Source organism: Micrococcus lacusdianchii (genome assembly GCF_023155805.1).
Taxonomy (GTDB): Bacteria; Actinomycetota; Actinomycetes; order Actinomycetales; family Micrococcaceae; genus Micrococcus; species Micrococcus lacusdianchii.
Map to the genome: position 1 here is coordinate 80,981 of NZ_JAKNUW010000005.1, position 25,717 is coordinate 106,697.

Annotated in this window: 24 protein-coding genes and 3 tRNA genes; 13 read left to right on the top strand and 14 right to left on the bottom strand. The window is 73.4% G+C overall.

The window, feature by feature from the left end; all coding sequences use genetic code 11:
• Nucleotides 1-52 precede the first annotated feature (52 nt).
• The 5 genes from MA879_RS12380 to MA879_RS04590 all read left to right on the top strand — a co-directional run bounded on the left by MA879_RS12380 (nt 53) and on the right by MA879_RS04590 (nt 6,235).
• Nucleotides 53-1,408, top strand: a complete 1,356-nt coding sequence (locus tag MA879_RS12380; protein ID WP_282447600.1) for a lipase family protein — start codon at nt 53-55, stop codon at nt 1,406-1,408.
• Nucleotides 1,409-1,662: 254 nt separating this feature from the next.
• A complete protein-coding gene (locus tag MA879_RS04575) occupies nt 1,663-2,943 on the top strand; it encodes an O-acetylhomoserine aminocarboxypropyltransferase/cysteine synthase family protein (RefSeq protein ID WP_248123885.1) in 1,281 nt (426 codons plus the stop codon).
• Between the two features lies 1 nt (nt 2,944).
• Complete coding sequence (locus MA879_RS04580) at nt 2,945-4,150, top strand: cystathionine gamma-synthase (protein WP_248123886.1); 1,206 nt, start codon at nt 2,945-2,947, stop codon at nt 4,148-4,150.
• A 43-nt stretch (nt 4,151-4,193) separates the two neighbouring features.
• Nucleotides 4,194-5,213 (top strand): putative oxygenase MesX, encoded by a 1,020-nt coding sequence (locus MA879_RS04585; protein WP_248123887.1) that lies wholly within the window; start codon nt 4,194-4,196, stop codon nt 5,211-5,213.
• Nucleotides 5,210-6,235 carry a methionine synthase gene (locus tag MA879_RS04590; protein WP_248123888.1) on the top strand — a complete coding sequence of 342 codons (1,026 nt, stop codon included), beginning with the start codon at nt 5,210-5,212 and terminating at the stop codon, nt 6,233-6,235. Before MA879_RS04585 ends, MA879_RS04590 begins: the two co-directional genes overlap by 4 nt.
• A 44-nt stretch (nt 6,236-6,279) precedes the next feature.
• Here MA879_RS04590 and MA879_RS04595 read toward each other — a convergent pair whose 3' ends face one another.
• Nucleotides 6,280-6,987, bottom strand: coding sequence for a TrmH family RNA methyltransferase (locus MA879_RS04595; RefSeq protein WP_418001213.1), 708 nt, complete (start codon nt 6,985-6,987; stop codon nt 6,280-6,282).
• Nucleotides 6,954-7,313: a hypothetical protein gene (locus MA879_RS04600; protein ID WP_248123890.1), complete on the bottom strand. Its 360-nt coding sequence runs from the start codon at nt 7,311-7,313 to the stop codon at nt 6,954-6,956. The genes MA879_RS04595 and MA879_RS04600 overlap by 34 nt, the downstream gene beginning before the upstream one ends.
• 74 nt (nt 7,314-7,387) lie before the next feature.
• On the opposite strand from MA879_RS04600, the gene MA879_RS04605 reads away from it, so the two are divergent.
• A complete protein-coding gene (locus MA879_RS04605; RefSeq protein ID WP_248123891.1) occupies nt 7,388-8,464 on the top strand; it encodes a magnesium and cobalt transport protein CorA in 1,077 nt (358 codons plus the stop codon).
• Nucleotides 8,465-8,468: 4 nt separating this feature from the next.
• Here MA879_RS04605 and pyrE read toward each other — a convergent pair whose 3' ends face one another.
• A complete protein-coding gene (gene pyrE, locus MA879_RS04610) occupies nt 8,469-9,065 on the bottom strand; it encodes an orotate phosphoribosyltransferase (RefSeq protein ID WP_248123892.1) in 597 nt (198 codons plus the stop codon).
• A gap of 58 nt (nt 9,066-9,123) precedes the next feature.
• Between pyrE and MA879_RS04615 the strand changes: the two genes are divergently transcribed.
• A complete protein-coding gene (locus MA879_RS04615) occupies nt 9,124-9,564 on the top strand; it encodes a MarR family winged helix-turn-helix transcriptional regulator (protein WP_248123893.1) in 441 nt (146 codons plus the stop codon).
• A 46-nt stretch (nt 9,565-9,610) separates the two neighbouring features.
• Complete coding sequence (gene nadE, locus MA879_RS04620; protein WP_248123894.1) at nt 9,611-10,525, top strand: ammonia-dependent NAD(+) synthetase; 915 nt, start codon at nt 9,611-9,613, stop codon at nt 10,523-10,525.
• A gap of 4 nt (nt 10,526-10,529) precedes the next feature.
• Here nadE and MA879_RS04625 read toward each other — a convergent pair whose 3' ends face one another.
• A complete protein-coding gene (locus MA879_RS04625; RefSeq protein ID WP_248123895.1) occupies nt 10,530-11,882 on the bottom strand; it encodes an NtaA/DmoA family FMN-dependent monooxygenase in 1,353 nt (450 codons plus the stop codon).
• Between the two features lie 98 nt (nt 11,883-11,980).
• Between MA879_RS04625 and MA879_RS04630 the strand changes: the two genes are divergently transcribed.
• Together MA879_RS04630 and MA879_RS04635 are read left to right on the top strand one after the other, a co-directional pair.
• Nucleotides 11,981-12,805, top strand: coding sequence for an exodeoxyribonuclease III (locus tag MA879_RS04630; protein ID WP_135030167.1), 825 nt, complete (start codon nt 11,981-11,983; stop codon nt 12,803-12,805).
• Between the two features lie 69 nt (nt 12,806-12,874).
• Nucleotides 12,875-13,825: a DUF8083 family protein gene (locus MA879_RS04635; RefSeq protein ID WP_248123896.1), complete on the top strand. Its 951-nt coding sequence runs from the start codon at nt 12,875-12,877 to the stop codon at nt 13,823-13,825.
• Between the two features lie 25 nt (nt 13,826-13,850).
• Here the strand turns inward: MA879_RS04635 and MA879_RS04640 are convergent, their stop codons facing one another.
• Nucleotides 13,851-14,429, bottom strand: coding sequence for a nitroreductase family protein (locus tag MA879_RS04640; RefSeq protein WP_248123897.1), 579 nt, complete (start codon nt 14,427-14,429; stop codon nt 13,851-13,853).
• A gap of 119 nt (nt 14,430-14,548) precedes the next feature.
• On the opposite strand from MA879_RS04640, the gene MA879_RS04645 reads away from it, so the two are divergent.
• Complete coding sequence (locus MA879_RS04645) at nt 14,549-16,381, top strand: glycoside hydrolase family 13 protein (RefSeq protein WP_248123898.1); 1,833 nt, start codon at nt 14,549-14,551, stop codon at nt 16,379-16,381.
• A 109-nt stretch (nt 16,382-16,490) separates the two neighbouring features.
• Nucleotides 16,491-17,984, top strand: a complete 1,494-nt coding sequence (locus MA879_RS04650; RefSeq protein WP_248123899.1) for an amino acid permease — start codon at nt 16,491-16,493, stop codon at nt 17,982-17,984.
• A gap of 79 nt (nt 17,985-18,063) precedes the next feature.
• Here MA879_RS04650 and MA879_RS04655 read toward each other — a convergent pair whose 3' ends face one another.
• The 4 genes from MA879_RS04655 to MA879_RS04670 all read right to left on the bottom strand — a co-directional run bounded on the left by MA879_RS04655 (nt 18,064) and on the right by MA879_RS04670 (nt 20,529).
• Nucleotides 18,064-19,956: a BCCT family transporter gene (locus tag MA879_RS04655; protein WP_248123900.1), complete on the bottom strand. Its 1,893-nt coding sequence runs from the start codon at nt 19,954-19,956 to the stop codon at nt 18,064-18,066.
• 164 nt (nt 19,957-20,120) lie between these two features.
• Nucleotides 20,121-20,193: transfer RNA gene (locus MA879_RS04660), tRNA-Phe, on the bottom strand.
• 62 nt (nt 20,194-20,255) lie between these two features.
• A tRNA-Asp gene (locus tag MA879_RS04665) sits at nt 20,256-20,329 on the bottom strand.
• Between the two features lie 127 nt (nt 20,330-20,456).
• Nucleotides 20,457-20,529 (bottom strand) — tRNA-Glu (locus MA879_RS04670).
• Nucleotides 20,530-20,618: 89 nt separating this feature from the next.
• Here MA879_RS04670 and MA879_RS04675 point away from each other — a divergent pair.
• The gene (locus tag MA879_RS04675) at nt 20,619-20,972 is read left to right on the top strand and encodes a metallopeptidase family protein (protein ID WP_282447618.1); all 354 of its coding nucleotides are present in this window, start codon (nt 20,619-20,621) and stop codon (nt 20,970-20,972) included.
• A 5-nt stretch (nt 20,973-20,977) separates the two neighbouring features.
• On the opposite strand, the gene MA879_RS04680 is transcribed toward MA879_RS04675, so the two are convergent.
• The 5 genes from MA879_RS04680 to MA879_RS04700 all read right to left on the bottom strand — a co-directional run bounded on the left by MA879_RS04680 (nt 20,978) and on the right by MA879_RS04700 (nt 25,525).
• Nucleotides 20,978-21,958 (bottom strand): universal stress protein, encoded by a 981-nt coding sequence (locus MA879_RS04680; RefSeq protein ID WP_248123902.1) that lies wholly within the window; start codon nt 21,956-21,958, stop codon nt 20,978-20,980.
• A gap of 122 nt (nt 21,959-22,080) precedes the next feature.
• Nucleotides 22,081-22,953, bottom strand: coding sequence for a spermidine synthase (locus tag MA879_RS04685; RefSeq protein ID WP_248123903.1), 873 nt, complete (start codon nt 22,951-22,953; stop codon nt 22,081-22,083).
• 167 nt (nt 22,954-23,120) lie between these two features.
• A complete protein-coding gene (locus MA879_RS04690; protein WP_248123904.1) occupies nt 23,121-23,642 on the bottom strand; it encodes a GNAT family N-acetyltransferase in 522 nt (173 codons plus the stop codon).
• Nucleotides 23,643-23,755: 113 nt separating this feature from the next.
• Nucleotides 23,756-24,106: a thiamine-binding protein gene (locus MA879_RS04695; protein WP_248123905.1), complete on the bottom strand. Its 351-nt coding sequence runs from the start codon at nt 24,104-24,106 to the stop codon at nt 23,756-23,758.
• Nucleotides 24,107-24,163: 57 nt separating this feature from the next.
• Nucleotides 24,164-25,525 (bottom strand): Nramp family divalent metal transporter, encoded by a 1,362-nt coding sequence (locus MA879_RS04700; protein ID WP_248123906.1) that lies wholly within the window; start codon nt 25,523-25,525, stop codon nt 24,164-24,166.
• Nucleotides 25,526-25,717: the final 192 nt, after the last annotated feature.

The window sequence follows — 25,717 nt, forward strand, 5'->3', positions numbered from 1 at the left end:
AATCACACCATCGAGCCTCGCGCCTGTCATCCCCCCTCCAGAAGGATCCCCCATGGACTGCACCCGTCTCCCCACCCGCCGCTCCCGCCTCGCCGCCGCCGTCGCGAGCGCCGCCGTCGTCACCGGGCTGCTCGCCCCGGCCGCCGCAGCCGCGGACGCACCCGCCCCCACCGACCCCGAGGTGACCACCGCCGTCGAGGACCTCTCCGCCCCGGCCACGGCCCAGGAGGAGGCAGCGTGGGATGCCGCCCGGACCGCCTTGGCCGAGCAGACGGACTCCTCCTTCTACTCGGCACCCACGAGCGTGCCCAGCCGTCCCGGCGTCCTGCTGCGCCAGGAGCCGATGGACTTCTACCTCGACCCCGTGAAGCTCGTCCAGGTGCCCGCCACGGGCACCCGGATCATGTACTCCTCGCAGGACGCACAGGGTCGGCCGACCGCTATCACGGGCACGGTCCTCACCCCGACGAAGCCCTGGACCGGCTCGGGCCCGCGGCCCGTGGTCGCCTACGCCGTGGGCACCCAGGGCCTGGGTGACCAGTGCGCGCCCTCCCGGACCATGTCCGTGGGCCTCCAGTACGAGGGCGTGGGCATCACCTCGCTGCTGAGCGCCGGGTACACCGTGGTGGCCACCGACTACGAGGGCCTCGGCACCGAGGGCACGCACACCTACATGGTGCGGGCGGCCCAGGCGCACGCCGTCCTCGACTCGGTGCGCGCCGCGCAGGACGTGGAGGGCGCCGACGTGACGGCGACCTCGCCCGTCGCCCTCGCCGGGTACTCCCAGGGCGGCGGCGCCTCCGCGGCCGCCGCCGAGATCGCCCCGGACTACGCGCCGGAGATCAACCTGAAGGGCGCCTTCGCCGGCGCCCCGCCCGCCGACCTCCACGCCGTGGCGAACCAGCTGGAGGGCAGCCTGTACGCCCAGTTCCTGCTCTACGCCATGGCGGGCCACATGGAGGCCTACGACCTGGACCCCACGGACTACCTGAACGAGCGCGGCCGCACGGTCGTCGCCGACGCCACGGAGGGCTGCGTGACCGACGTGCTGGAGAACGCGTTCCTCAGGACCGGCGTGCTCACCCGTTCCGGGCTTCCGCTCAGCACCCTCGCGGCCACAGACCCCACGCTCTCGAAGGTCCTCGCCGAGCAGCGCCTCGGCGCGTCGGGACGCGCCCCGGAGGTCCCGGTCATGATTGCGCACTCCATCGGCGACGACGTCATCCCCTACTCGGCCGGACGGGGGCTGGGGCACCGGTGGTGCGCCGAGGGCACCCGGGTGCGGTTCGACCCGCTGCCCATGCCCACGCACGTGGGGGGCCACATCGCGTCCCTGCCCCGTATGGAGCAGTTCGTCTCCGCAACCCTCGCCGACCGCTGGACCCCCGATTCCTGCGGCTGGTTCTGACACACACCGTCACGCAGGCGCGGCCACGGGTCGCCGCGCCTGCGTGCGGGCGGGTCATGACTCCGTCCCGGCCCGCATGACGCTCACCCGCGCCGCGGACTGGACTCCTCCGGCCTCCACCGCCTCAGATGGTCCCATCACACCATCCAGAGCGGCCGAGAGACCTGGCTCCACGACGCCGCGGCAACCCCCCGTCCCCCCGCCTGAGCGAGGGGACGGGCACGGTGCTCCCGCCAGGACCGATGGAGGAGCGCATGCATCACCCTGCCACCCAGCAGATCCACGCGGGATACGTACCGGAGGGGCCCCACCACCCGGTGGCCGTGCCCCTGCACCAGACGACGGCCTACCGGTTTCCGGACCACGCCACCGCCGTCGCCCTCTTCCGGCAGGAGGCCCCCGGGTTCACCTACAGCCGGACGGGCAACCCCACCGTCGCCGTGTTCGAGACCCGGCTCGCGGCTGCGGAGGGGGGCGTCGGCGCCGTGGGGACGGCCAGTGGCCAGTCCGCAGTGGCCCTGTCCCTGTTGGCCCTGCTCCCCTCCGGGACGCACCTGGTGGCCTCGAACCAGCTGTACGGCGGGACGGTGGACCTTCTGACGGACACCTTCGGGGACCTGGGTATCGCGGTGACGTTCGTGGACCCCGCGGACCCCGGGGCCTGGGCCGTGGCCGTCCGGCCGGAGACCCGCGCCTTCTTCCTCGAGGCCGTCACGAATCCGCTGGCCACCCTGCCCGACCTGCGGGCGCTGGCGGACGTGGCGCACACGGCGGGCGTACCCGTGGTGGTGGACGCCACCCTCGCCACCCCCGCCCTGTACCGGCCGCTCGAGCACGGCGCGGACGTGGTGGTCCATTCAGCGACGAAGTTCCTCGGCGGGCACGGAGCCGCCCTCGGCGGCGCGATCGTGGACGGCGGCACGTTCGACTACGGGGCGGACCCGGAGCGGTGGCCCCGGCTCGCCCGGCCGCAGGCCCGCTTCGGGGGGCGGTCCCTCGTGGAGCGCCACGGGCGCTCGGCCTACCTCGCCCTGGTCCGTGCCCGGTTCCTGCACGATCTGGGCCCGTCCCTGGCCCCGGCGAGCGCGGCGCACTTCCTGCAGGGGCTGGAGACCCTCGAACTGCGCATGGCCCGGCACACGGCCTCCGCGCTGACCGTGGCTGAGCACCTCGCCGCCCATCCGGCCGTGTCCCGCGTGCACCACCCGGGCCTGCCGGGGCATCCGAGCGACGGTGTCGCCGCGCGCGACTTCCCCCGCGGCACCGGATCCGTGTTCTCCTTCGACCTCGCCGCCGGCCCCGACGCCGTGGGGCCCTTCCTCGACGCCCTGGAGCTGTTCCAGCTCGTGGCCAACGTGGGGGACGCCCGCTCCCTCGCCTGCCACCCGGCCACCATGACCCACTGTCGGCTCAGCCCGGAGCAGCGCACGGCCGCGGGCATCGCCGACACCACCATCCGGCTCTCCGTGGGACTGGAGGACCCGGCGGACCTGATCGAGGACCTGGACCGGGCCCTGGCCGGGGCGGTGCGCTGAGATGCCCGCCTCCGACGTCGTCCTCGCCCCGCCGCGCGCCCGCGGCTTCACCACGACAGCGGTGCATGCCGGCCAGGAGCCGGACCCCCTCACGGGGGCGGTGGTGCCGCCGATCTACCAGACCAGCACGTTCGTGCAGGACGGGGTGAACGTCCTGCGTGCCGGTCACGAGTACAGCCGCGGGTCCAACCCCACCCGCAACGGCCTCGAGACGCAGCTGGCCGCGCTCGAGGGCGGGCACCACGCCTTCGCGTTCGCCTCGGGGCTCGCGGCGGAGGACGCGCTGCTGCGGGCCGTCCTGCGCCCGGGGGACCACCTTGTGCTCGGCGCGGACGGCTACGGCGGGACGAACCGCCTGGTGAACACGGTGTTCGGCGCGTGGGGCGTGGAGAACACCCCCGTGGACATCACCGACCCGGCGGCGGTCGCGGCCGCGGTGCGCCCCGGCGTCACGGCGGTCCTGTGGGTGGAGACCCCGTCCAACCCGCTGCTGGACATCGCGGACCTCACGGCCTGGGCGGAGATCGCCCACGCCGCCGGGGCGCTGCTGGTGGTGGACAACACGTTCGCCTCGCCGTACCTGCAGCGGCCCCTGGCTCTGGGAGCGGACGCGGTGGTGCACTCCACCACGAAGTACATCGGCGGACACTCGGACGTGCTCGGCGGCGCCGTGGTGGTGGCCGACCGGGAGCACCGCGGCGTCCCGCTGGAGGAGGCCGTGGGCCACCAGCAGTTCGCTGCGGGGGCCGTGGCCGGACCGCAGGACTCCTACCTGGCGGCACGCGGGCTCAAGACCCTGAGCCTGCGCATGGACCGGCACCAGGCGAACGCCGCCCGGCTGGCCGAGTGGCTCCAGGGACGGCCCGAGATCGCCCGGGTCCTCTACCCGGGGCTGCCCGACCACCCGGGCCACGCGCTGGCGGCCCGGCAGATGGACGGCTTCGGCGGCGTCGTCTCCGTGCGGCTGGCCGGCGGCGAGCCGGCGGCGCGCGCCTTCGCGGAGGCCACCGAGCTGTTCGCACTGTCCGTCAGCCTCGGCGGCGTCGAGTCCCTGATCTGCCACTCGTGCGAGATGACGCACGCCTCCGTGCGGGGCACGCCCCTGGCGGTCCCCCGCGACCTGGTCCGCCTCTCCGTCGGCATCGAGGACGTCGCCGACCTCGAGGAGGACCTGGCGGCGGCGCTCGAGCGCGCCGCGCCTCGATGACGCCTCGCCCCCTGCCCCTGCCCCCTCCCCCGATGAGGACCCCATGACCCGGACCCCCGCCCCGGACGCCGTCGCGTTCGAGATCACCACGACCCCCTTCGACGAGCACTACCGCCCCTCGGCCACCTCCCGCAGCACCACGAACTTCGCCAACCTCGCCCGCGGGGAGGACCGCGAGGAGAACCTGCGGGCCGTGCTCGCGATGATCGGCCGCCGCTTCGACGAGCTGACCCGCGGGGACGCCCCGCCCTCGGACCGGCACCGGGTGACGCTGGAGATCGTCTCCGCGGACCTGTGCTTCACGGCCGACGGCGAGGACGTGCGGTTCCCGATGTTCGAGATGCTCGCCTCCCGGGTCCACGACGCCGTCACCGGCTCGGACGTGGAGGGGGTCGTGGGCCACAACTTCTCCTCCTACCTGCGCGACCACGACTTCAGCGTGCTCCTGCCCCGGCACACGGCCAGCGGCGCGCCGGGCGATGTCCCGGACGGGTTCGGCGAGCTCCACGGCGCGCTGTTCCGGCGCCTCCTGGAGTCCGAGGCGTACCGCTCCCGCTTCACCACGGACCCGGTGATCTGCCTCAGCGTCTCCTCCAGCCGCACCTACACCCGGGGCACGCACCGCCACCCCGTCCTGGGGGTCGAGTACCACCAGGACGCCCCCTCCCGCACCGACGACTACTTCGCCCGGATGGGGCTGTCCGTGCGGCACTTCATGCCGGACGGCGCCGTCGCCCCGCTCTCCCTGTACCACTCCGGCGACCTGGAGGCCCAGCACACCGACGTCGCGCTGACCAGCCTGATCGCCACGATGGAGACGTTCCAGCGGATCTACCGGCCGGAGATCTACCACGCCACCACGCCCGCCGGGACCACGTTCCGCCCGAGCCTGGAGAACCCGGACCACACGGTCCCCCCGATCTCCTACGACCGCGTGGAGCGCACGGACCTGGCCCGCGAGCAGGGCCGGTACGCCGAGGAGCACCTGATGACCCCCCACGCGGACCTGCTGCGGCAGTGGGCCGCGGCCGCGCCGTCGACCGATCGAGAGGACGCCCGATGACCACGCTCCTGCCCACCACCCTCGTCGGCAGCCTGCCCAAGCCCTCCTGGCTCGCCCAGGAGGAGTCCCTGTGGGCGCCCTGGAAGCTCAGCGGGGACGAGCTGCAGGAGGGGCGCCACGACGCCCTCGCCCTGGCCGTGGCGGACCAGCTGCGGGCCGGCGTGGACCTCGTGTGCGACGGCGAGCAGACCCGCCGCCACTTCGTCACCACGTTCATCGAGCACCTCGGGGGCGTCGACTTCGAGCGCCGCGAGACGGTGCGCATCCGCGACCGCTACGACGCGGAGGTGCCCACCGTCGTCGACGCCGTGCACCGCGAGCGGCCCGTGTTCGTCGAGGACGCGAAGGTCCTGCGCGGCCTCACCGACCGGCCCGTGAAGTGGACCCTGCCCGGCCCGATGACCATGATCGACACGCTGGCCGACCGCCACTACGGCAGCCGCGAGGAGCTGGCCTGGGAGTTCGCCGCGATCCTCAACGCGGAGGCCCGCGAGCTCGAGGCTGCGGGCGTGGACGTGATCCAGTTCGACGAGCCGGCGTTCAACGTGTTCGCCGACGACGTCCGGGCCTGGGGCGTGGCCGCCCTCGAGCGCGCCGCCGAGGGGCTGGGCTGCACCACGGCCGTGCACATCTGCTACGGCTACGGCATCGAGGCCAACACCGCGTGGAAGGCGACGCTGGGCGAGGAGTGGCGGCAGTACGAGGACGTGTTCCCGCTGCTCCAGCGCTCGTCGATCGACATGGTCTCCCTCGAGCGGCACAACTCGCGCGTGCCCGCCGAGCTGATCGGCCTGCTGCGCGGCAAGACCGTGATGGTCGGGGCGATCGACGTGGCCTCCCGGACGGTGGAGACGCCCCAGGAGGTGGCGGCCACACTGCGCGAGGCCCTCGACCACGTGGACCCGGACCGGCTGGTGGCGAGCACGAACTGCGGCATGGCGCCGCTGCCGCGCGCGCTCGCCCGCGCCAAGACCGAGGCGCTGGTGCAGGGTGCGCGGATCGTGCGGGAGGAGCTGGCCTGAGACCGGCCCCGGGCCCGACGCCGGCTCACGCGGCCGGCGTCGGCTCACGCGGCCGGCGTCGGGCCGCCGTGCTGCCGGATCCAGGCGTGCATCGCGATCCCGGCCGCCACGCCGGCGTTGATCGACCGGGTGGAGCCGTACTGCGCGATGGACAGCACGGCCTGGCTCGCGGCGCGGACCTCCTCGGACAGGCCTGGGCCCTCCTGGCCGAACACCAGGACGCACGCCCGCGGTAAGTCGAACGTCTCCACGGGCACCGACTCGGGGAACAGGTCCACGCCGAGCACGGGCAGGCCCTCGCCTGCCGCCCACTCCGTGAACGCCGCCACCGTCTCGTGGTGGCGCACGTGCAGGTAGCGGTCGGTGACCATGGCGCCGCGCCGGTTCCAGCGCCGCCTCCCGATGATGTGCACCCCGGCGGCGTTGAACGCGTTGGCGGTGCGCACCACGGTGCCGATGTTCAGGTCGTGCTGCCAGTTCTCGATGGCCACGTGGAACGGGTGCCGCGTGCGGTCCAGGTCCGCGACGATCGCCTCGAGCGACCAGTACCGGTACCGGTCCACCACGTTGCGGCGGTCGCCGTCGCGCAGCAGGTCCGGGTCGTACCGGTCGTCCCGCGGCCACGGGCCCTCCCACGGCCCCACCCCGACCACGCGCCCGGCCGCCCCGGCGTCGGAGGGCGGGGCGGCGTCGTCGTGGGAGCCGGCGGCGGGCTCGCTCAGCGGCGGCCGTCCCGGTCGACGGCGGCCCACGCCGCGCCCGCAGAGGCGGCGGCCACGGAGAGGACCGCGGGCCACGCGCCGATCTTCTTGGCCAGTGGGTGGGAGGCGCCGAAGCCGCCCAGGTACAGCGCGCCGAGGCCGGCGGCGACGCCGGGGCCGCCCTTGGCCAGCCACGTGCGGCCCGCGTACAGGCCGGCCGCGGCGAGGACGGCACCGCCGAGCGGGCGGATGCCGGTCTCGCGGGCGGTGAGGTAGCCGCCGATCAGCCCGAGGGCGGCGATCGGGGCGGTGGTGACGGCGTCGGCGGGCAGGAGGGTCCTGCCGTCGCGGACGAGGGTGTTCGAGGAGTCGCTCATGTCCCCACCGTACGGCGGGAGGCGGGCGGATGCCCACGTCGGCCGACGGTGTCACCGCGGGGGAGAATGGCGCGGTGACACTGATCGACAACGCCGTGTACGTGGCCGGCCGCCGCGTCTACGCCCCCACCAGCCTGTCCGAGACGTGGGACGCCATCGAGCGCACCGGCGGCATGGCCTGGCTGGGCCTGTACCGCCCCCACCCGGACGAGCTCCAGGAGGTGGCGGATGAGCTGCCGCTGCACCCCCTCGCCGTCGAGGACGCCCTGACCCCCGGTCAGCGCGCCAAGCTCGAGCGCTACGGGGACGACTGGTTCATGGTGCTGCACCCGGCCCGGTACATCGACGCCACCGAGACCGTGGAGTTCGGCGAGCTGGACGTGTTCACCGGCGAGGACTACCTGGTCACGGTGCGCCATGCCGAGGAGCCGGACCTGGCCGCCATCCGCACCCGCCTGGAGCAGAGGCACCCGGACCGCCTGGCCCAGGGGCCGGCCCAGGTGGCCTTCGAGATCCTGGACCGCGTGGTGGACGACTACGTCCCGGTGGCCGAGGGCCTCGAGCAGGACATCCGCGAGATCGAGGACCAGATCTTCTCCGGGGACTCCTCCGTGTCCCGCCGCATCTACGAGCTCTCCCGCGAGGTGATCGGCTTCGAGCGCGCCACCCGGCCGCTGCCGCGCATGCTCGAGCAGCTGCAGGAGGCCGCTCGTGACCGCCTCAGCGAGGCCTCCAACGGGTCCCACGCCGTGGGCGAGGACGTCCCCGAGCCGGAGCCGGAGGACGTGCAGGAGCGGGCGGAGCTCGTGGAGAGCCTGCGTGCCCTGCGGGACATCCACGACCACGCCGTCCAGATCACCGACCGCGTGACCACCATGCGCACCATGCTGGAGAACGCCCTCGAGCTGGACTCCACCCTGGCCTCCAAGCGCCTGGCGGAGCAGTCGATCGAGCAGAACGACCAGGTGAAGAAGATCTCCTCCTGGGCGGCCATCATCTTCGCCCCGCAGCTGATCGGCTCGATCTACGGCATGAACTTCGAGCGCATGCCGGAGCTGCACTGGGCGTTCGGCTATCCCATGGCCCTCGGGCTCATGCTGGCCGTCGCCCTGGTGCTCTACACGCTGTTCAAGCGGGCGGACTGGCTCTGAGCGCTCAGTCGAGCCCGAGCTCGTCCTTGCCGAACGCGTACAGGTAGGGGACGCCGGCCTCCTGTGCCACGCGCTCGGCGGCGCCGGTGGCGCGGTCCACGATCACGGCCACGGCCTGGACGTCGCCGCCGGCCTTCCGCACGCCCTCGACGGCGGTCAGCGCGGAGCCGCCGGTGGTGGAGGTGTCCTCCAGGACGACGACGCGGCGCCCGTCGACCCCGGGGCCCTCGACCTGGCGGCCCATGCCGTAGGACTTCTGCGCCTTGCGCACCACGAACGCGTCGAGCGCGCGGCCCTGCGCGCCGGCCTGGTGCATCATCGCGGTGGCCACGGGGTCCGCGCCCATGGTGAGCCCGCCCATGGTCTCGAACTCGATCCCGTTGTCCTCGAGCAGGCGCAGCATGACGCGGCCGATCAGCGGGGCGGCCTCGTGGTGGAGGGTCACGCGGCGCAGGTCCACGTAGTAGTCCGCCTCCTTGCCGGAGGACAGGGTGACGCGGCCGTGCACCACGGCCAGCTCCCGGATGAGCTCGCGGAGGCGCTCGCGGTCCTGCTCGGGCGTGGGGGCGGAGGGGGTCTGCGCGTCGGTCATGCCGCCCATGCTACGGCGGCGGGCGCACCCCTCGACCGGGCGCGGAGCGCGGGGCTAGCCTCGGACCATGACGGACCCGGCACAGCAGCACACGTCCCACCCCTCCGGCCTGCCCCTGTCCCACTGGCTCACGGTGGCCGAGGGCCTGCTCGCGGCGCGGATCGGCGCGAATCTCGAGGAGCACGGCCTGACCCGCCCGCAGTGGCAGGTCCTCAACGCCCTGACCACCTCGCCCCTGTCCGCCGCGGTGATCCGCTCGGGCTTCGAGGCGGAGGTGCGCGACGCCGTCGCCGACCAGCTGGACGAGCTCGTGGAGGCCGGCTGGGTGACCGTGGAGGGCGAGCTGTTCACTCTCACCGCCACGGGCCGGGCCGCCGGCGAGCGCGTGGGCGAGGCCGTGGCGCGCCTGCGCGGGGACGCCACCGCGGACCTGCCCGCCGAGCACTACGAGATCACCGTGACCACCCTGCGGGCGATCGCGCGGAACCTGGGGCACCCGGAGGCCTGAGGGGCGGGTTTTCCCCGGGCCGCGGGGCCGGCCCTACGCTGGGGCCATGCGTGAACTCCAGCAGCAGATCATCGCCGAGATGGGCGTGCACCCCCGGATCGACCCCGCCGCCGAGGTCGAGGCCCGCGTCCAGTTCCTCGTGGACTACCTCGAGGCCACCGGCACGTCCGGGTTCGTGCTCGGCATCTCGGGCGGCGTGGACTCCACCACCGCCGGGCGCCTGGCCCAGCTCGCCGTCGAGCGCCGCCGCGCGCAGCTCGGGGTGACAGACGCCGTCGCCCTCGGGGGTCCCGTGGCCGGCGCCGTCCCCGGGGAGGCTGGCTCCGGAGCCCACGCCCCCGCCCCCTCCCGCGAGAACCCCCGGTTCACGGCGGTGCGCCTGCCGTACCGGGTGCAGCAGGACGAGGCCGATGCGCAGACGGCCATGGACTTCATCGACGCGGACGAGGAGCGCACCCTGAACATCGCCGGCGGGGTGGACGGCCTGGCCGAGGCCTTCGCGGAGGCGGCCGGCGAGCCCCTCACCGACTACAACAAGGGCAACGTGAAGGCCCGCATGCGGATGGTGGCGCAGTACGCGCTGGCCGGAGCGCACGGGCAGCTGGTGATCGGCACGGACCACGCGGCCGAGGCCATCACCGGGTTCTACACGAAGTTCGGCGACGGCGGCGCGGACGTCCTGCCGCTGGCCGGCCTGAACAAGCGGCAGGTGCGGGCGCTGGGCCGCGAACTCGGCGCCCCCGAGCCCCTGTGGAACAAGGTGCCCACCGCGGACCTGCTGGACGGCACGCCGGGCCAGACGGACGAGGCCGAACTCGGGATGACGTACGAGGACATCGACGACTACCTCGAGGGCAGGGACATCCCCGCCGAGGTCGCGGAGAAGCTCGAGGGCATCTGGCTCCGCAGCCGCCACAAGCGCACCACGCCGGTGACGATCCACGACGACTGGTGGCGGTGACGCCTCAGCGGCGGAAGGCCGCCCCCGGGTGGTCGTCTCGGAGCGTGTCCGTGCCGAGGATCCGCCCGCGCAGCGTGCCCGACGCCGGCCGGTGGCCCTCCCGCAGGTGCCCGCGCTCGCGCAGCACCGGGCTGACGTGCTCGGCGAAGGCCGGCAGGTCCACGCCGCGCAGCGCGTAGTCCACGTTGAACCCGTCCACGCCGGCCTCGGCGGCCCAGCGCTCGAGCTCGTCCGCCACGGTCTCGCCCGAGCCCACGATCACGGGCCCGCGGGCGCCGATCGCCATGAACGCGGCGAGGTCCCGCACGGTCCACGCGCGGTCCGGGTCCATCGAGGTGAAGGACTGCAGCGCGGAGCGGTTGCCCTCGATCGGCACGTCCTCGAGCACGTCGTCCGGGGACAGGGCCGCGAGGTCCAGCCCGGTCCACCCGGCGAAGAGGGCCAGGGCCGCGTCCTCGTCCACGTGGCGGGCGTAGTCGTCCAGGCGGGCGCGGGCGGCGTCGTCGGTCTCCGCCGCGACCACCGTGACCGAGGTGATGGTGCGGATCGCGTCCCACGGGCGCCCGGCGCGCTCCAGGTGCGCGGGCAGCGCGTCGGTCAGGCGGCGCACGTTCTCCGGCGTGGTGCCGGAGAAGAACAGGGCCTCCGCGTGGCGGGCGGCGAACTCCAGCCCGCGCGGGGAGGAGCCCGCCTGGAACAGGAACGGCGTGCCCTGCGGCCCGGGCAGCGTCAGCCCCGGCCCGGGCACGGAGAACCAGCGGCCCTCGTGCCCCGCCCCGTGGACCCTCTCGGGGTCCAGGTAGACACCGGCCTCGTCGTCGGCCACGAGGGCGCCGGGGGCGAAGGTGCCCTCCCACAGCGCGTAGACCACGTCCATGAACTCGTCGGCGCGGTCGTAGCGCTCGTCGTGCGGGACGAGGTCCCCGAGGCCCAGGTTCTCGGTGGCCGAGCGCTGGTAGGAGGTGACGATGTTCCACGCGATCCGCCCGCGCGTGAGGTGGTCCAGTGTGGCGAACCTCCGGGCCAGCAGGTACGGCTGCTCGTAGCTCACGGAGGCCGTCACCCCGAAGCCGATCCGCTCCGTGGCGGCCGCGAGCGCGCTCACCGCCAGCAGCGGGTCCAGCATCGGGTACTGCATGCCCTCGCGGATCGCGGTGGCCCCGGAGCCGTCGAACACGTCGTAGACGCCGGCCACGTCCGCGAAGAACATCGCGTCGAAGCCCGCCGCCTCGAGCAGGCGGGCGTGCCGGATCCAGAAGTCGAGGTCCCGGTACTGCTCGACATCGGCGTCGGGGTGACGCCAGATCCCGATGGTCTGGTGCGTGGGGACCATCATGTCCAGGGCGCAGAGGAGCATGCGCCCATCCTCGCATCCCGGGCGTGACCGGGCTCACGGACGGCCCGACGACGCCGCCCGCGCCGTCCCGCGTCCGCTCTCCCCGCTAGCCTGGTCGGGTGAAGATCGCCACCTGGAACGTGAACTCCCTCCGCGCCCGCGCCGACCGCGTGGAGGCCTTCCTCGAGCGCCGGGACATGGACGTCCTGGCCATCCAGGAGACCAAGTGCAAGGACGAGAACTTCCCCTGGGAACTGTTCGAGCGCGCCGGCTACGAGGTCGCCCACCACGGGATCTCGCAGTGGAACGGCGTGGCCATCGCCTCCCGCGTGGGCCTGTCCGACGTGCAGCGCGGCTTCCCCGGCCAGCCGCACTTCGGCAAGGGCGGCAAGGACCCGCAGGAGGAGGCCCGCGCCCTCTCCGCGGTGGTCGGGGAGGAGGCGGACGGCGTCGAGCCGGTGCGCCTGTGGAGCCTCTACGTGCCCAACGGCCGCGGCCTGCAGGACGAGCACATGCCCTACAAGCTCGAGTGGCTGCGCGTCCTGGCGGAGCACGCCGCGGCGGAGCTCGCCGCGGACCCGCGGGCCCGCACCGCCTACGTGGGCGACTGGAACATCGCCCCGCGGGACGAGGACGTGTGGGACATCGAGATGTTCCTCCGGGACGGGTACACCCATGTCTCCGAGCCCGAGCGCGCGGCGTTCCGCGCCTTCGAGGAGCTCGGCTTCACGGACCCCGTGCGCCCGCGCCACCCCGGCCCGGACGTCTACACCTACTGGGACTACACGCAGCTGCGCTTCCCCAAGAACAAGGGCATGCGCATCGACTTCCCGCTGCTCTCCCCCGCGCTCGCCGAGACCGTCACGGACGCCTGGATCGACCGCGAGGAGCGCAAGGGCAAGGGCGCCTCGGACCACGCGCCCGTGGTCGTGGAGCTCGGCTGAGCCGGCCCGCCCCATGACGACGACGGCGCCCGCCCCCTCCCGACCGCACCCCCTCCGCCGGGGGCGGGCGTGAACGCCGCCGCGCACCTGCGCGTCTTCCAACCGCTGTGCGCGTACCCGGACGCGGTGCAGGCGCGGCTCATCGCGGCCGCCCACCTGACCCGCGCCGAGGTGGAGGCCGAGGCGCAGGCGCGGGCCCGGCGTCGTCTGCTGCGGCGCGTGGCGGACCCGTTCCCGGAGCCCGGCGAGGACGACCTGGTGCGCGTGCTGGAGGTGGACGGGTCCGCGTTCTACTGCCCGGACGAGCTCGGGCTGCGCATGGAGATGGCCGCGGCCATGCTCGAGGAGTCCATGGCGCTGTCCGCGTACGAGGCCGCCGTCCCCACGGCGGCGCGCGCCATGAACCGCGGCCGCGCCCTCGTGGCGCTCGAGGACGAGTGGGGCCTCACCCCGGGCGCGGACGACGAGCCCGCCGAGGAGCACGGCCCGGGGCGAGGCGCCGCGGTCCAGGGCCACGACGACGAGCCGGCCCCCCGGGACGGCGGCCGCGGCCCCGAGCAGGCCCACCAGGACGGGGACGGCACGGGCGGCACCCACCGGGTGCAGACCCGCACCGCCGTGTGGGGCCTGCCCCACGCGTGGCTGGCGGTGTTCGACCCGGAGGAGCCCGTGCGTCGCCTCGTGGACGGGGAGACCGTGGCGTACCGGCGCACGCCGGTGACGGCCGCGGTCGAGCGGGCCGGGCACGCCGCCGCGGTCCTGGCCCGGCACGCGGAGGACTCCGAACTGCTCGGCGAGCTGGCCGTGATGATCCCGTGGCTGCAGGCGTTCCACCCGGCCTCCGTGCTGGAGCTGGACTACGGCGGGCTCACGCCCCACGTGTGGCCGGACGACTCGGCGTTCGACCTCTGGACCCTGCTCGACGCGCTCGAGGAGGGGGACGAGGCCACCGCCGGACTCGCGCAGGAGCGGCTCAACCGCCGGTGGGGCCGCGTGGGGATGCTGGCGCACGCGAACTGAGCGCGGGACCCGGCCCGCCGCCCCGTCAGCGGCGCGGCATGCGCCCGAGGAACGGCGCCGGGTCGAGGGCCGGCTTGTGGGAGGCGGCGAGGCGTTCCCGGAACGCGGGCTCGACGTCCCCCACGTACAGCCAGCCCAGGAGCATCTCCTCGTCGGCCAGGCCGTGGGCGGCGCGCACCTCGGGCGCGTCCGTCAGCAGCCCGGACCGCCACATCACGCCCCAGCCGGCCTGCCACAGCGCGAGCTCGAGCAGGTGCGCCGCGCCGGCGGCGGTGGCGTGCTGCTCCCACGCGGGCACCTTGGGGTGCTCCACGTGCCGGGCGACCACGGCGATCAGCAGCTCGGCGCGGAACGGCTTGTCGTTGACCTCGCCCGGCGCGCGCTCGACGCCGGCCGCGGCGTCGAGGGCCTCGCCGAGGACGCGTCGGTCGTCCCCGCGGAGCAGGATCAGGCGCCAGGGCCGCAGCGCCTTGTGGTCGGCCACCGGGGTGACGGCGGCGAGGAGCCGGGCGATCTCCTCGTCCGACGGGGTGTCCGGGCCCACCTTGGAGACCGACCGGCGCGAGGCCATGGCCTGCAGGACGGGGTCGTCGAAGTGCTTCATGGCTCCATCCTGCCCTCCGGTCCGAGGTCCGCGGGCAGGACCGTCCACCCCATGACGTCCCCCACTCCGCGCAGGGCCGACCCTGCGCCGCGTCCGCCGCCCCGCCTACGCTGGGTCCCATGACCCCGCAGCGCCCCGCCGTCACCCCCCTGAGCACGCCTCCCTCGGAGGCCCGCAACCGCCCCACCACCCCGTGGTGGGTGGACGCGGTGATCTACCAGGTCTACCCCCGCTCGTTCGCGGACGGGGACGGCAACGGCATGGGCGACCTGCCCGGCGTCACCGCGAAGATCCCGTACCTCACCCGGCTCGGGGTGGACGCGATCTGGCTCTCGCCCTTCTACCTGTCCCCGCAGCACGACGCCGGCTACGACGTCGCGGACTACCGCGCCGTGGACCCCCGGTTCGGCACGCTGGCGGACGCGGACGAGATGATCGCCGCCGCGCACGACGCCGGGATCCGCGTGATCGTGGACCTCGTCCCCAACCACACCTCGTCCGACCACGCCTGGTTCCAGGCCGCCCTGGCCGCCGGTCCGGGCTCCCCCGAGCGGGCCCGCTACCACTTCACGGAGGGCCGCGGCGAGCACGGGGAGCTGCCCCCGAACAACTGGGAGTCCACCTTCGGCGGCGGCGCGTGGTCCCGCGTGACCGAGGCGGACGGCTCTCCGAGCCAGTGGTACCTCCACCTGTTCGACACCACCCAGCCGGACCTGAACTGGGAGAACCCTGAGGTCCGCGCGGAGTTCGAGGACATCCTGCGGTTCTGGCTGGACCGCGGCGTGGACGGGTTCCGTGTGGACGTGGCCCACGGGCTCATCAAGAAGCCGGGCTACCCGGACGCGGACCACACCCGCATGGGCATGGTCACGGACGCCGACGAGGACCAGGACCCGGACTTCGACGTGGACGCGTTCGAGCCGGCCATGCCGTTCATCGACCAGGACGGGGTCCACGAGGTCTACCGCCAGTGGCGCCGCGTGCTGGACGCCTACCCGCACGAGCCGATGATGGTGGCTGAGGCCTGGGTCTCCCCGCTGCCGCGCATGTTCCGCTACGTCCGCGCGGACGAGATGCACCAGACCTTCAACTTCACCTACCTCATGGCCGGCTGGGACGCCGAGTCCCTCTCCTCGGCCATCACCCGCTCCTTCCGGGAGGCCGAGAAGGTCGGCGCCCCGAACACCTGGGTGCTCTCCAACCACGACACGGTCCGGCACACCTCCCGCTACGGCCTCTCGGACCCCCGCGCCTACCCGGCCGGCATCACGGCCGAGGACGAGCAGCCCGACGAGGCGCTGGGCCGGCGTCGGGCACGGGCGGCGGCGATGATCGAGCTGGCCCTGCCCGGCTCGGCGTACATCTACCAGGGCGACGAGCTCGGGCTGCCCGAGCACACCGCGCTCGCGGCCGAGCACCGCCAGGACCCCTACTTCTTCCGCACGGACGGCGCCGAGCCCGGCCGCGACGGCTGCCGCATCCCGATGCCGTGGGCCGCGGACGAGCCGCATCTGGGCTTCACGGTCCACCCCGACGGCGCCCCCGCGCCCGCCGACGCCGCCGCGCCCTGGCTGCCCCAGCCGGAGGCGTTCCGGGCGCTGGCCGCGGACCGGCAGGTCGGCGTCGAGGGCTCGCACTTCGAGCTGTACCGGCACCTGCTGCAGATCCGCGCCGAACTGGACCTGGGCACGGGCGCGTTCGCGTGGGCCGAGGCCCATCACCGCCCCGAGGAGAGCGTCCTGGCCTTCACGGTGACCTCGGGCGGAGGCCGCCATCTGGGCTCAGGCGAGCCGATCCCCGCGCGCACCGTCCTGGTGGTGGCGAACATCGGCACCGAGCCGGTCGCCCTGCCCGAGGATCGGGAGGTGGCGCTGCTGTCCCTGCCGGAGGACGAGGCGATCGTGGGCGGCCGCCTGGCCCCCGACGCCGCCGCCTGGCTCCTCCAGCGCTGAACCCCACCGGGGCTCCGCTGTGAGGAATGTCACTGTGTGGATGCGACGTTCCATCTAGTGGGGGGTCATGATGGTGTGTCACTTCACACCGATCAGTGGGAGACCCATCGTGGCCCATACCCCCGAGTCCTCGGCGCGCCTGGTCGCCGAGACCCCGACCGCCAGACCCGGCGCCGTCGCCGACGCCCCGGCCGACCCCGGACTGCACCGGGGCCTGAGCAAGCGCCACATCATGTTCATCGCCCTCGGCACCGCCATCGGCACCGGCCTGTTCTACGGCTCCGCCGGCGGCATCCAGACGGCGGGGCCGGGCGTCATCCTGTCCTTCGCCATCGCGGGCCTGGCCGTGTTCCTCGTGATGCGTGCCCTGGGCGAGATGGCGATGCGGGAGCCGGTCTCCGGCTCGTTCGCGGCCTACGCTTCGCGCTACCTGGGCCCGTACGCGGGCTACCTGACCGGCTGGACCTTCGTGTTCGAGCTGGCGGTGGTGATCGTGGCGGACACCTTCGCCATCACCAAGTACATGGAGCTGTGGTTCCCGGCCGTGCCCGCCTGGGCGTGGGTCGCCGCCACCATCGTGGTGATCGGCCTGATCAACCTCATCCATGTGGGCAACTTCGGCGAGGTCGAGTTCTGGCTCTCCCTCATCAAGGTGCTCGCCATCGTCGCCATGATCTTCGGCGGCGTCATCCTCATGTTCCTGGGCGCCCAGGCCGACGACGGCACCACCGCCGGCCTGCACAACCTGTGGTCCCACGGCGGCTTCCTGCCGATGGGCTTCGCCGGGGTGATCGCGGCCCTGACCATCGTGACCTTCTCCTTCGGCGGCATCGAGACCCTCGGCGTGGCCGCCGGTGAGGCCAAGGACCCGGAGGAGGCCCTGCCCAAGGCCATCAATACGGTGCCCGTGCGCATCCTGTTGTTCTACGTGGGCACCATGGTCGTCATCATGTCGCTGATGTCCTGGCAGTCCATCGACGGCTCGGCCAGCCCGTTCGTGCAGATCTTCGACAAGCTCGGCGTGCCCTTCGCGCCCCACCTGCTGAACTTCGTGGTGCTGACCGCCGCCGTCTCCGCCATCAACGCCTGCATCTACGCCTCGGGGCGCCTGCTGTATGCGATGGCCCAGGACGGCCAGGCTCCGCGGGCCTTCACCCGCGTCAACCGCGGCGGCGTGCCGTGGCTCTCCGTGGCCGTGATGCTCGTGGTCATGGTCCTCGGCGCGATCCTCATCACCGTCAACGGCGACCTGTTCGGCGTCGTGGCCGGCGTCGCCTCCTTCGCGGTGATCCTCACCTGGGCGATGATCCTGCTGTCCCACCTGACCATGCGTCGGCGCATGACGGCCGCCGGCGAGCCGGTGCCGTCCTTCGCCATGCCCGGCGGCGTCCTGGGCACGGCGTTCGGGCTGCTGTTCGTGGCGGTCGTGGCCGTGGGCATGGCGGTGAACCCCGAGTCGCGCCAGGCGCTGCTCATCGGCCTGGCCTGGACCGCGGTCCTGACGCTGGCGTGGTTCGTCACCGGCGTGCGCACGTCCGCTGCCGTGCACGACCGCACCGGCGTGCTGCCCACCGTGCCTCCGCGGGACGCCTCCGAGCACTGAGCTCCGCCCCGCACGACGACGGCGGCCCGCCCCCTGCGCGCAGGGGGCGGGCCGCCGTCGTCGTCCGTGCGGGCCCGGGTCAGTCCCGCGGAGCGCGGCGCAGGCGCGTCGAGGAGCCCGCAGCGGTGCCCCCCACCGGCGCCTGGCCGGCGTGGAGCCGGATCTCGTCCGTCGGGCCCGGGGAGGCCATCTGGGCGATCTTGCGCTGGTGGTCGCGGCTGAGCGAGGCCCACCACTGGGAGGCGGCCACGGGACCGCCCTCCACGACGTCCGGGTCGTCCGTGTCCAGACCCAGGCGGTCCTTGATGGAGCCGAGCATGGCCTTGCGGCGCACGGCCTCGACGCGGGCCACCGAGTAGCTGAGGACGCGCAGCGTGGCCACGCACATCACGAGCATCATCACGGAGAACGGCAGGCCGATGGTGATGGCCAGCGTCTGGATGGCGGAGAGCCCGCCCGCCATCAGCAGGGCAGCCGCCATGAACGCGGTGGCGATCGCGAAGAAGATGCGCACGGTCACCTTGGGGTTCACGTCGCCGCCGGTGGCGAGCATGCCCATCACAAGAGAGCCGGAGTCCGAGGACGTCACGAAGAACACGGCGGACAGGAGGATGAAGCCGATCATCATCATGACGCCGCCCGGCAGCTGCTCGATCACCTGGAAGAGGGCGGTGTTGGCGTCGATCGCGCCGTCCGGGCCCACGACCGAGCGGTAGCCCTTGGGGCGGACGGTCTCGAGGTAGATGGCGGTGCCGCCGAGGACGCCGAACCACACGATCGAGATCAGGGTCGGCACCAGCAGCACGCCGGCGATGAACTCACGGACGGTGCGGCCGCGGGAGATGCGGGCGATGAAGATCCCCACGAACGGGGTCCAGGACATCCACCAGCCCCAGTAGTAGGCGGTCCAGCCGGCCTGCCACGCGTCGCCCTCCGCCCCGAAGAACGCCGAGACGTTCAGCGAGTTGGCGAAGAAGCCGTTCAGGTACGCGCCGGTCGACTGCACCATCTCCTTCATCAGGAAGGCGGTGGGGCCCACGATCGCCACGAACAGCAGCAGGCCCGCGGCGAGGATGAGGTTGAAGTTGGACAGGTACTTCATGCCCCGCTCCACGCCGGAGACCACGGTGTAGAGGACCACGCAGGTCACGAGCGCGATCATGACGTACTCCAGCCACGCCGCGTCCTGCGGCACGAAGCCGAGCGAGCGCAGGCCGGCGGCCATCTGCGTCACGCCGAGGCCGAGCGAGGTGGCCACGCCGAACACGGTGCCGATCAGGGCGATGTTGTCGATCAGGTGACCCCAGCCGCCACGGGTGCGGCGCTCGCCCAGCAGGGGCTCGAAGGCCCAGCGCAGGGACAGCGGACGGCCACGACGGTGGATGGCCAGGCCCACGGCGACGCCGACGACGGCGTAGATCGCCCAGGGCTGCAGGCCCCAGTGCAGGAAGGTGGTGGCCAGGGCCTGCTGCGCGGCCTGGCCCTCGTTCGGGTCCGTCGCCGCGAGGTCCGGGCGCGGGGTGACGAAGTGCATCATGGGCTCGGTCATGCCGTAGAACACGAGGCCGATGCCCATGCCCGCCGCGAACAGCAGCGAGAACCAGGACAGGGTGGAGAACTCCGGCTTCTCATCCGGCTTGCCCATCGTGATCTGACCCTTGCGGGAGAACGCGAGGTAGAGGCAGAACAGGACGAAGAACAGCGCGACGGCGGCATACCACCAGGAGAAGTTCGTGATGATGCCCTGCTGCACGGCGCCGATGGCGTCCGTCATCTGCTCGGGCAGCAGCATCGTGGCGACCACGAAGCCCAGGACGATCACGGTGGACGGCCAGAAGACCCAGCCGACCAGGGAGCGGCCGGGCCCGGTCTGGGCGTCGGCCGACGCCGCGGGGACCGTCGGGGACGGGGTGGAGGCGTCGGCGGAGCCGGGCGGCGCGGGGGTGCGGTGCGGTGGAGTGGTGTCGGTCATCTGACTCACGCTACGTGACCCACGCCGACTCCGTGCCGTCCAGAGCGGACCCGTATGATCCTTCTCACCGCGGGATGTGACCGTCCTCGCGGCAATGGCGGGGAGCCATCGGCCCGGAGATGCAGGAAGGCCCCCCGCTGCTGCGGGGGGCCTTCGCACTGCTGTGGCTCCGACCGGCGTCGATCCGGTGACCTTACGATTTTCAGTCGTACGCTCTACCAACTGAGCTACAGAGCCGGGCGATGGGGCATCGCCGGGATCCTCCAGGCACCGGACTCCGGTGTATCGGATGATCCGAGCGACCCTGACGGGACTTGAACCCGCGACCTCCGCCGTGACAGGGCGGCGCGCTAACCAACTGCGCTACAGGGCCATGTTCTGTTGTTCGCCACCCCGGATCTCTCCGTTGCAACGAGTAGAGACTCTATCAGCGTCCCCGCGCCGCGTGCAAATCGCCGGACGCGGGTCTGCGGGAGACCGCCCCGGCACCTGCGGCGCCGTACCCCCAACGGGATTCGAACCCGTGTCGCCGCCGTGAAAGGGCGGTGTCCTAGGCCTCTAGACGATGAGGGCGCGCCCGCCCGGCACAGCCGGTGGACCAGTGAAGTCTATAGGGTGGCCGCATCGGCCGCGAGCAGAGGAGGCGCCCCGTGGGCACGTGGATGGACGAGGCGGAGTTCGATGCCGCCGTCGACGCCGCCCTGGCCCGCATCCCCGACGAGCTGGCCCGCCTGCTCACCAACGTGGTGGTCGTGGTGGAGGACGAGTACGAGCCGCAGCCGTGGGAGGACCCGGACATGGAGCTCTTCGGCGTCTACGAGGGGGTACCCCTGACCGAGCGCGCGGAGATGCCGTGGCAGCTGCCGGACCGGATCGTGGTGTTCCGCGGCCCGCTCACCCGGCACTGCCGCAGCCGCGCCGAGCTCGAGCATGAGATCACCGTGACGGTGATGCACGAGGTGGGGCACTTCTTCGGGATCTCCGAGGAGCGCCTGCACGAGCTCGGCTGGGGCTGACCGGCTCAGCGCTCCCGCGGCCCCTGCGACGCGACCGGGGCGAACTCCCCGCGGGAGCCCAGGCGCACGTCCTCCCGGAACGGGACCACCATGACGGGGCCCTTGGCGTGGTGGGCCACACCCTGGCTCGTGGAGCCCACGAGGGCGCCGGAGAACCCGCCGAGGCCGCGCGTGCCCAGCACGGTCAGCCGCGCCGTGGCGGTCTGCTCCACCAAGACGTCCACGGGATTGCCCTCCACCAGCTCCGTGGTGACCCGCAGGCCCGGGAACTCCGAGGTCAGCCACTCCACGCCCGCGTCGAGACGCTCCTGCAGCTCCCGCCGCCGTGCCTCCTCGTCCAGGGTGACGGCCAGCCAGGCGGCGTTCGCGCTCACGGGGGGCAGGGCGCACACCAGGTGCAGCGGCGCCGTCCGGGCCGCGGCCTCCTCGGCGGCCACGAGGGCGGCGGCACGCCCCTCCTCCGAGCCGTCGACGCCGGCGACCACGGGCACGCCGTCCGCCGCGCGGGACTCCTCCACGCCCGCCGGGATGATCGCCACGGGGCAGTGGGCGTGGCCGGGCAGCGCGGAGGACACCGAGCCCAGCAGTCGGCCCAGGAACCCGCCGCGGCCGCGGCTGCCGGCGACCAGCAGGGACGCCTGGGCGGAGAGGTCCACGAGGACGCCGGCGGCGTCGCCGACCTCCACGCGCAGCTCCGGGGTGACGCCCTCCGGGTCGAGCGTGCCCGCGACCTCCCGCAGGAGCGCGTCCACGCCGGAGCGGAGGCGGTCGTTGTCAGCCAGCGCGATGCCGCCGTCCAGGGAGGCGCCCCAGAAGACCGGGACCGTGTAGGCCGTGGCCAGCGTCAAGACGTCCCCCCGCAGCCGCGCCTCACGCTGGGCCCAGCGGGCGGCGGAGATGGACTGGTCCGAGCCGTCGACGCCCACGAGGACGCCCAGCGGGGCGTCCTGGGAGACGGGGGCGGACGGGGTGGTCTGGGCGGACATGGCGGCCTCCTGTGTCGTCCTGCCGGACCTCGCCGTCGGGGTCCGGGCGGTCGCCCTCAGCTTAGTGGCCCAGGCCACAGCACGCCCGCCGTGTGACGCGGTCGTCCGCGAGACCGCACGGGTCAGGCCGCGTCCGCGTCCGGCGCGGCCGGCGGCGGGGGGACCAGCGGCGTGGTGTCCGGGGCGAGGCCCCTCGTGAAGGCCGCGACGTCGTCGACCAGCTGCGCCGGCAGCGCGTCCGAGCGCAGAGCGCGTGCCAGGCCGGCGCGGCCGCCGAGGTCGTCCCGCGTCAGCGGCCGGTCCGACGCCGCGGCGATCACGTTGCCGCGGCGGCGGCCCTTCAGCATGGCGGGGTCGGCCATCACCTCCACGTGCGCGAACGCCGCCGTGAGGGCGGCGACCTCCCTGCGCACCGAGGTGAGGTCCGGGCCCCCGCCGATGTTCAGGACGTACGCCCCGCCCGGGGTGAGGACGCGGGCGGCGTGCGCGGCGGCGTCGAGCCCGGTGAGGTGGACGGGGGTGACGTGCGGGGCGTCGGGCGCGGACGACGCCGGGGCGAAGACGTCCCGGAAGACCACCTCGCGCGTGGCGTCCCGGAGCCCGGCGAGGACCTGCCCGGCCTCGCCCACGCGGATCTTCAGCTGCGGGGCGCGGGGCAGGTCGAACTGCTCGCGGGCGAGGGCGGCGAGGCCGGAGTCGAGCTCCACGGCCAGCTGATGGGCGCCCGGGTAGGCGTGGGCGACCCAGCGCGCGAACGTGCAGCCGGCGCCGCCCAGGTGCAGCACGCGGAGGGGAGCGGTGTCCGGCGCGAAGCGGTGCGTCAGCACGGCCGCGGCCCAGCGCATGTACTCGAAGCCGAGGGTGTCCGGGCGGTCCGGGTTCAGCTGAGAGGACTCGACCCCGTTGACGCGCAGCAGGAACACGCCGTCCGTCCACGGGTCCGGCTCGATCGTCGCGACGCCCGAGCTGATGGCGTACGTGCCGGGGGTGATCATGGGGTCGATTCTCCCCTCCCCCGCCGGCATCTCCGATCCCCCTGCGGCACTGTCGAACGCGGAATAAGGCCTATTCCACGCTCAAAAGCGGCCATTCCACCGATCTCACGCTCAAAAACGTCTGGGGGCCGGGGGCGGGTCGGGGAGGGGTCGGAATCCGGCTCCGATCAGGGGCGGACCATGAGCTGCTCGCGCGCGTCACCCCACGCGCCGCCGATCGGCTCGGGATCGCCCACCGGGGCGTAGCCGTGCCCCCTGTAGAAGCGCACCGCCCGCTCGTTGCCCTCAAGCACGCGCAGCACCGCGGGAATGTCCCCGAGCGCGGCCTCGTGCAGCCGGTGCCCGAGCCCCGTGCCGTGGGCCCTGGCGAGCACGTAGAGGCTGGTCAGCACGGTCTCCGGCAGGTCCTCGGGCCATCCGTCCGCGCCCGCGGGGGCGGGCAGGGACCGCTCGGTGCGGGGCGCCGTCGCGGCCATTCCGACGACCACGCCGTCCGCCTCCTCCGCCAGCCACACGCGCGCACCCTGGGCCAGGGCGGTGCGCCAGCCCTCGACCTGCTCGTCGAGCCGGGCGTCGAGTCGGTCGAGGAGGGCGGCGTCGAGGACGTGCGCATACGTCTCGCGCCAGGAGGCGTTCTTCAAGGTGAGCACGGCGGGCAGGTCATCGGCCGTGGCAGGACGGACGGTCACGTCTTCCACGGATCCATCGCCGTCCCCGAATCCACTGCGGAAATGACCCTTCTGGGTGCCGTTCGGGCCCTGAGAAGGGTCGGAAGTGCAGTCGATTCCGCTGGTGGCGGGGCTCATGCCGGGTCGCCGCCGTCGTCCCCGAGTGCCGCTTCGAGCCGAGCGACCTTCCCGTCCAGCTCACCGGTGCGGCCCGGGCGGATATCCGCCTTGAGCACCAGGGAGACGCGGGAGCCGAAGGGCGCGACGGCGTCGCAGGCCGCCTTGACCACGGCCATCACCTCGTCCCACTCCCCCTCGAGCTCCGTGAACATCGAGGAGGTCCGGTGCGGCAGGCCGGAGCCGCGGATCACCGCGACGGCGGCCGCCACCGCCCGGTGGACGGAGGCGGGGTCGCCGTCGGAGGACGGGGCGTGGGCGGCGTCGGCGGGCTGGCCGGACGGAGCGACGGAGAACGCAACGATCATGGCCCCAGTGTGCCCCGTCCGACGTCCCGCGTCAGCGGGGGACGGCTCGCCGGCGGGTCAGCCCCCGAGCAGCGGGCTGAGCGCCTTGATCAGCTCGTTGACGCCGATCGCCACGAAGACCGCGGCCGTCAGACCCAGCAGCACGTTGCGGACCGGACCGTTGCGGAACGTCGCGGGCACGTTCCGCGCGTTGTTGAGGAACAGCAGCGTGACGGCCAGGAACGGCATGAACAGGGCGCCGAGCGTGCCGTAGAGCAGGATCAGGAAGATCGGCTTGCCCAGCAGGAGCAGGACCATGGGCGGGAAGGTCAGCCACAGCAGGAAGAAGCGGGCGGGCGTCGAGGACAGCGACGGCGCGTCGTCCTGGTCCAGCTCCTCAGCGGGGCGGCGGAAGTTCGTCCAGAAGTCCGCGAACATGAGGGACACACCGTGCCACACGCCCAGCAGGGAGGAGAAGGACGCGGCGAAGAAGCCCACCAGGAACACGGTGGCCCACACCTCGCCGTAGCGGTCCGCCAGGACGGTGCCGACGTCCAGCAGGCCCTTGTCCCCCGAGGAGATCGCGATGCCCGCGGAGTTCAGCAGCTCCACGCCCATGATCATGGTGGCGATCACGAAGACGCCCGTCAGGACGTAGGAGACCGTGTTGTCGAAGCGCATGACGCGCATGTACTTCGGGGTGTTCCAGCCCTTCTCCCGCAGCCAGTAGCCGTACGCGCCCAGGGTGATGGTGCCGCCCACGCCGCCGGCCAGGCCCAGCACGTAGAACATCACGTCCGGGTCCCCGGACGGGATGCGCGGCACCAGGCCGCCGAGGATCTCGCCGAGGTTCGGCAGGGTGAGCGTCGCGGAGAGCAGCACCGTCACGAACATGACGCCGATCAGCACCATCATGAGCTTCTCGATCAGCCCGTAGCGGTCCAGCCACACCAGGGCCAGGCCGGCCACGCCGGCGGCCACCGCGAAGATCGTCGGGTCCACGCCCGGGAACAGCGCGGCCAGCGGCAGGGCGGTGGAGGACATGGCGGTGGCGCCGTACACGAAGCCCCAGATGAGGATGTACGGGCCGAAGTACCAGGAGGTCCAGGAGCCGAGCGAGCGCCAGCCCTGGAAGATGGTCCGGCCGGTGGACAGGTAGTAGCGGCCGGTGCCCTCGACCAGCACGATCTTGAAGACCACGCCGAGCACCACGGCCCACAGCAGCATGTAGCCGTAGCGGGAGCCGGCGGTGAGGGTGGCCACGAGGTCCGCCGCGCCCACGCCGGTGGCGGCGGCCACGATGCCCGGGCCGAGCGAGTTCCAGCGGGGCTTGACGGGGGTCTCATCGATCTCCGCCTGCGTGAAGCCGACGATCTCGGGGTTGTGGACGGGGTGATGCCGGTCCACCGGGCCGTGGCCCGCGGCGGTGCTGTGCGACATGGGGCTCCTCGCGCGGTGCGGCGCACCCGGAGCCGGCGGGCAGCCCCGGCCGGTGTGCGTGATGCATCTCACCGTAGGGCATGGGACGCCGCCCGAGTGCGCGTGTCCGCACGACGACGACGTCCCCGTCGCGGCCTCTGAGGCGCCCCTCGGGCCTGGGGCCCGCGGGGGGACGGTCGATACTGTGACCGG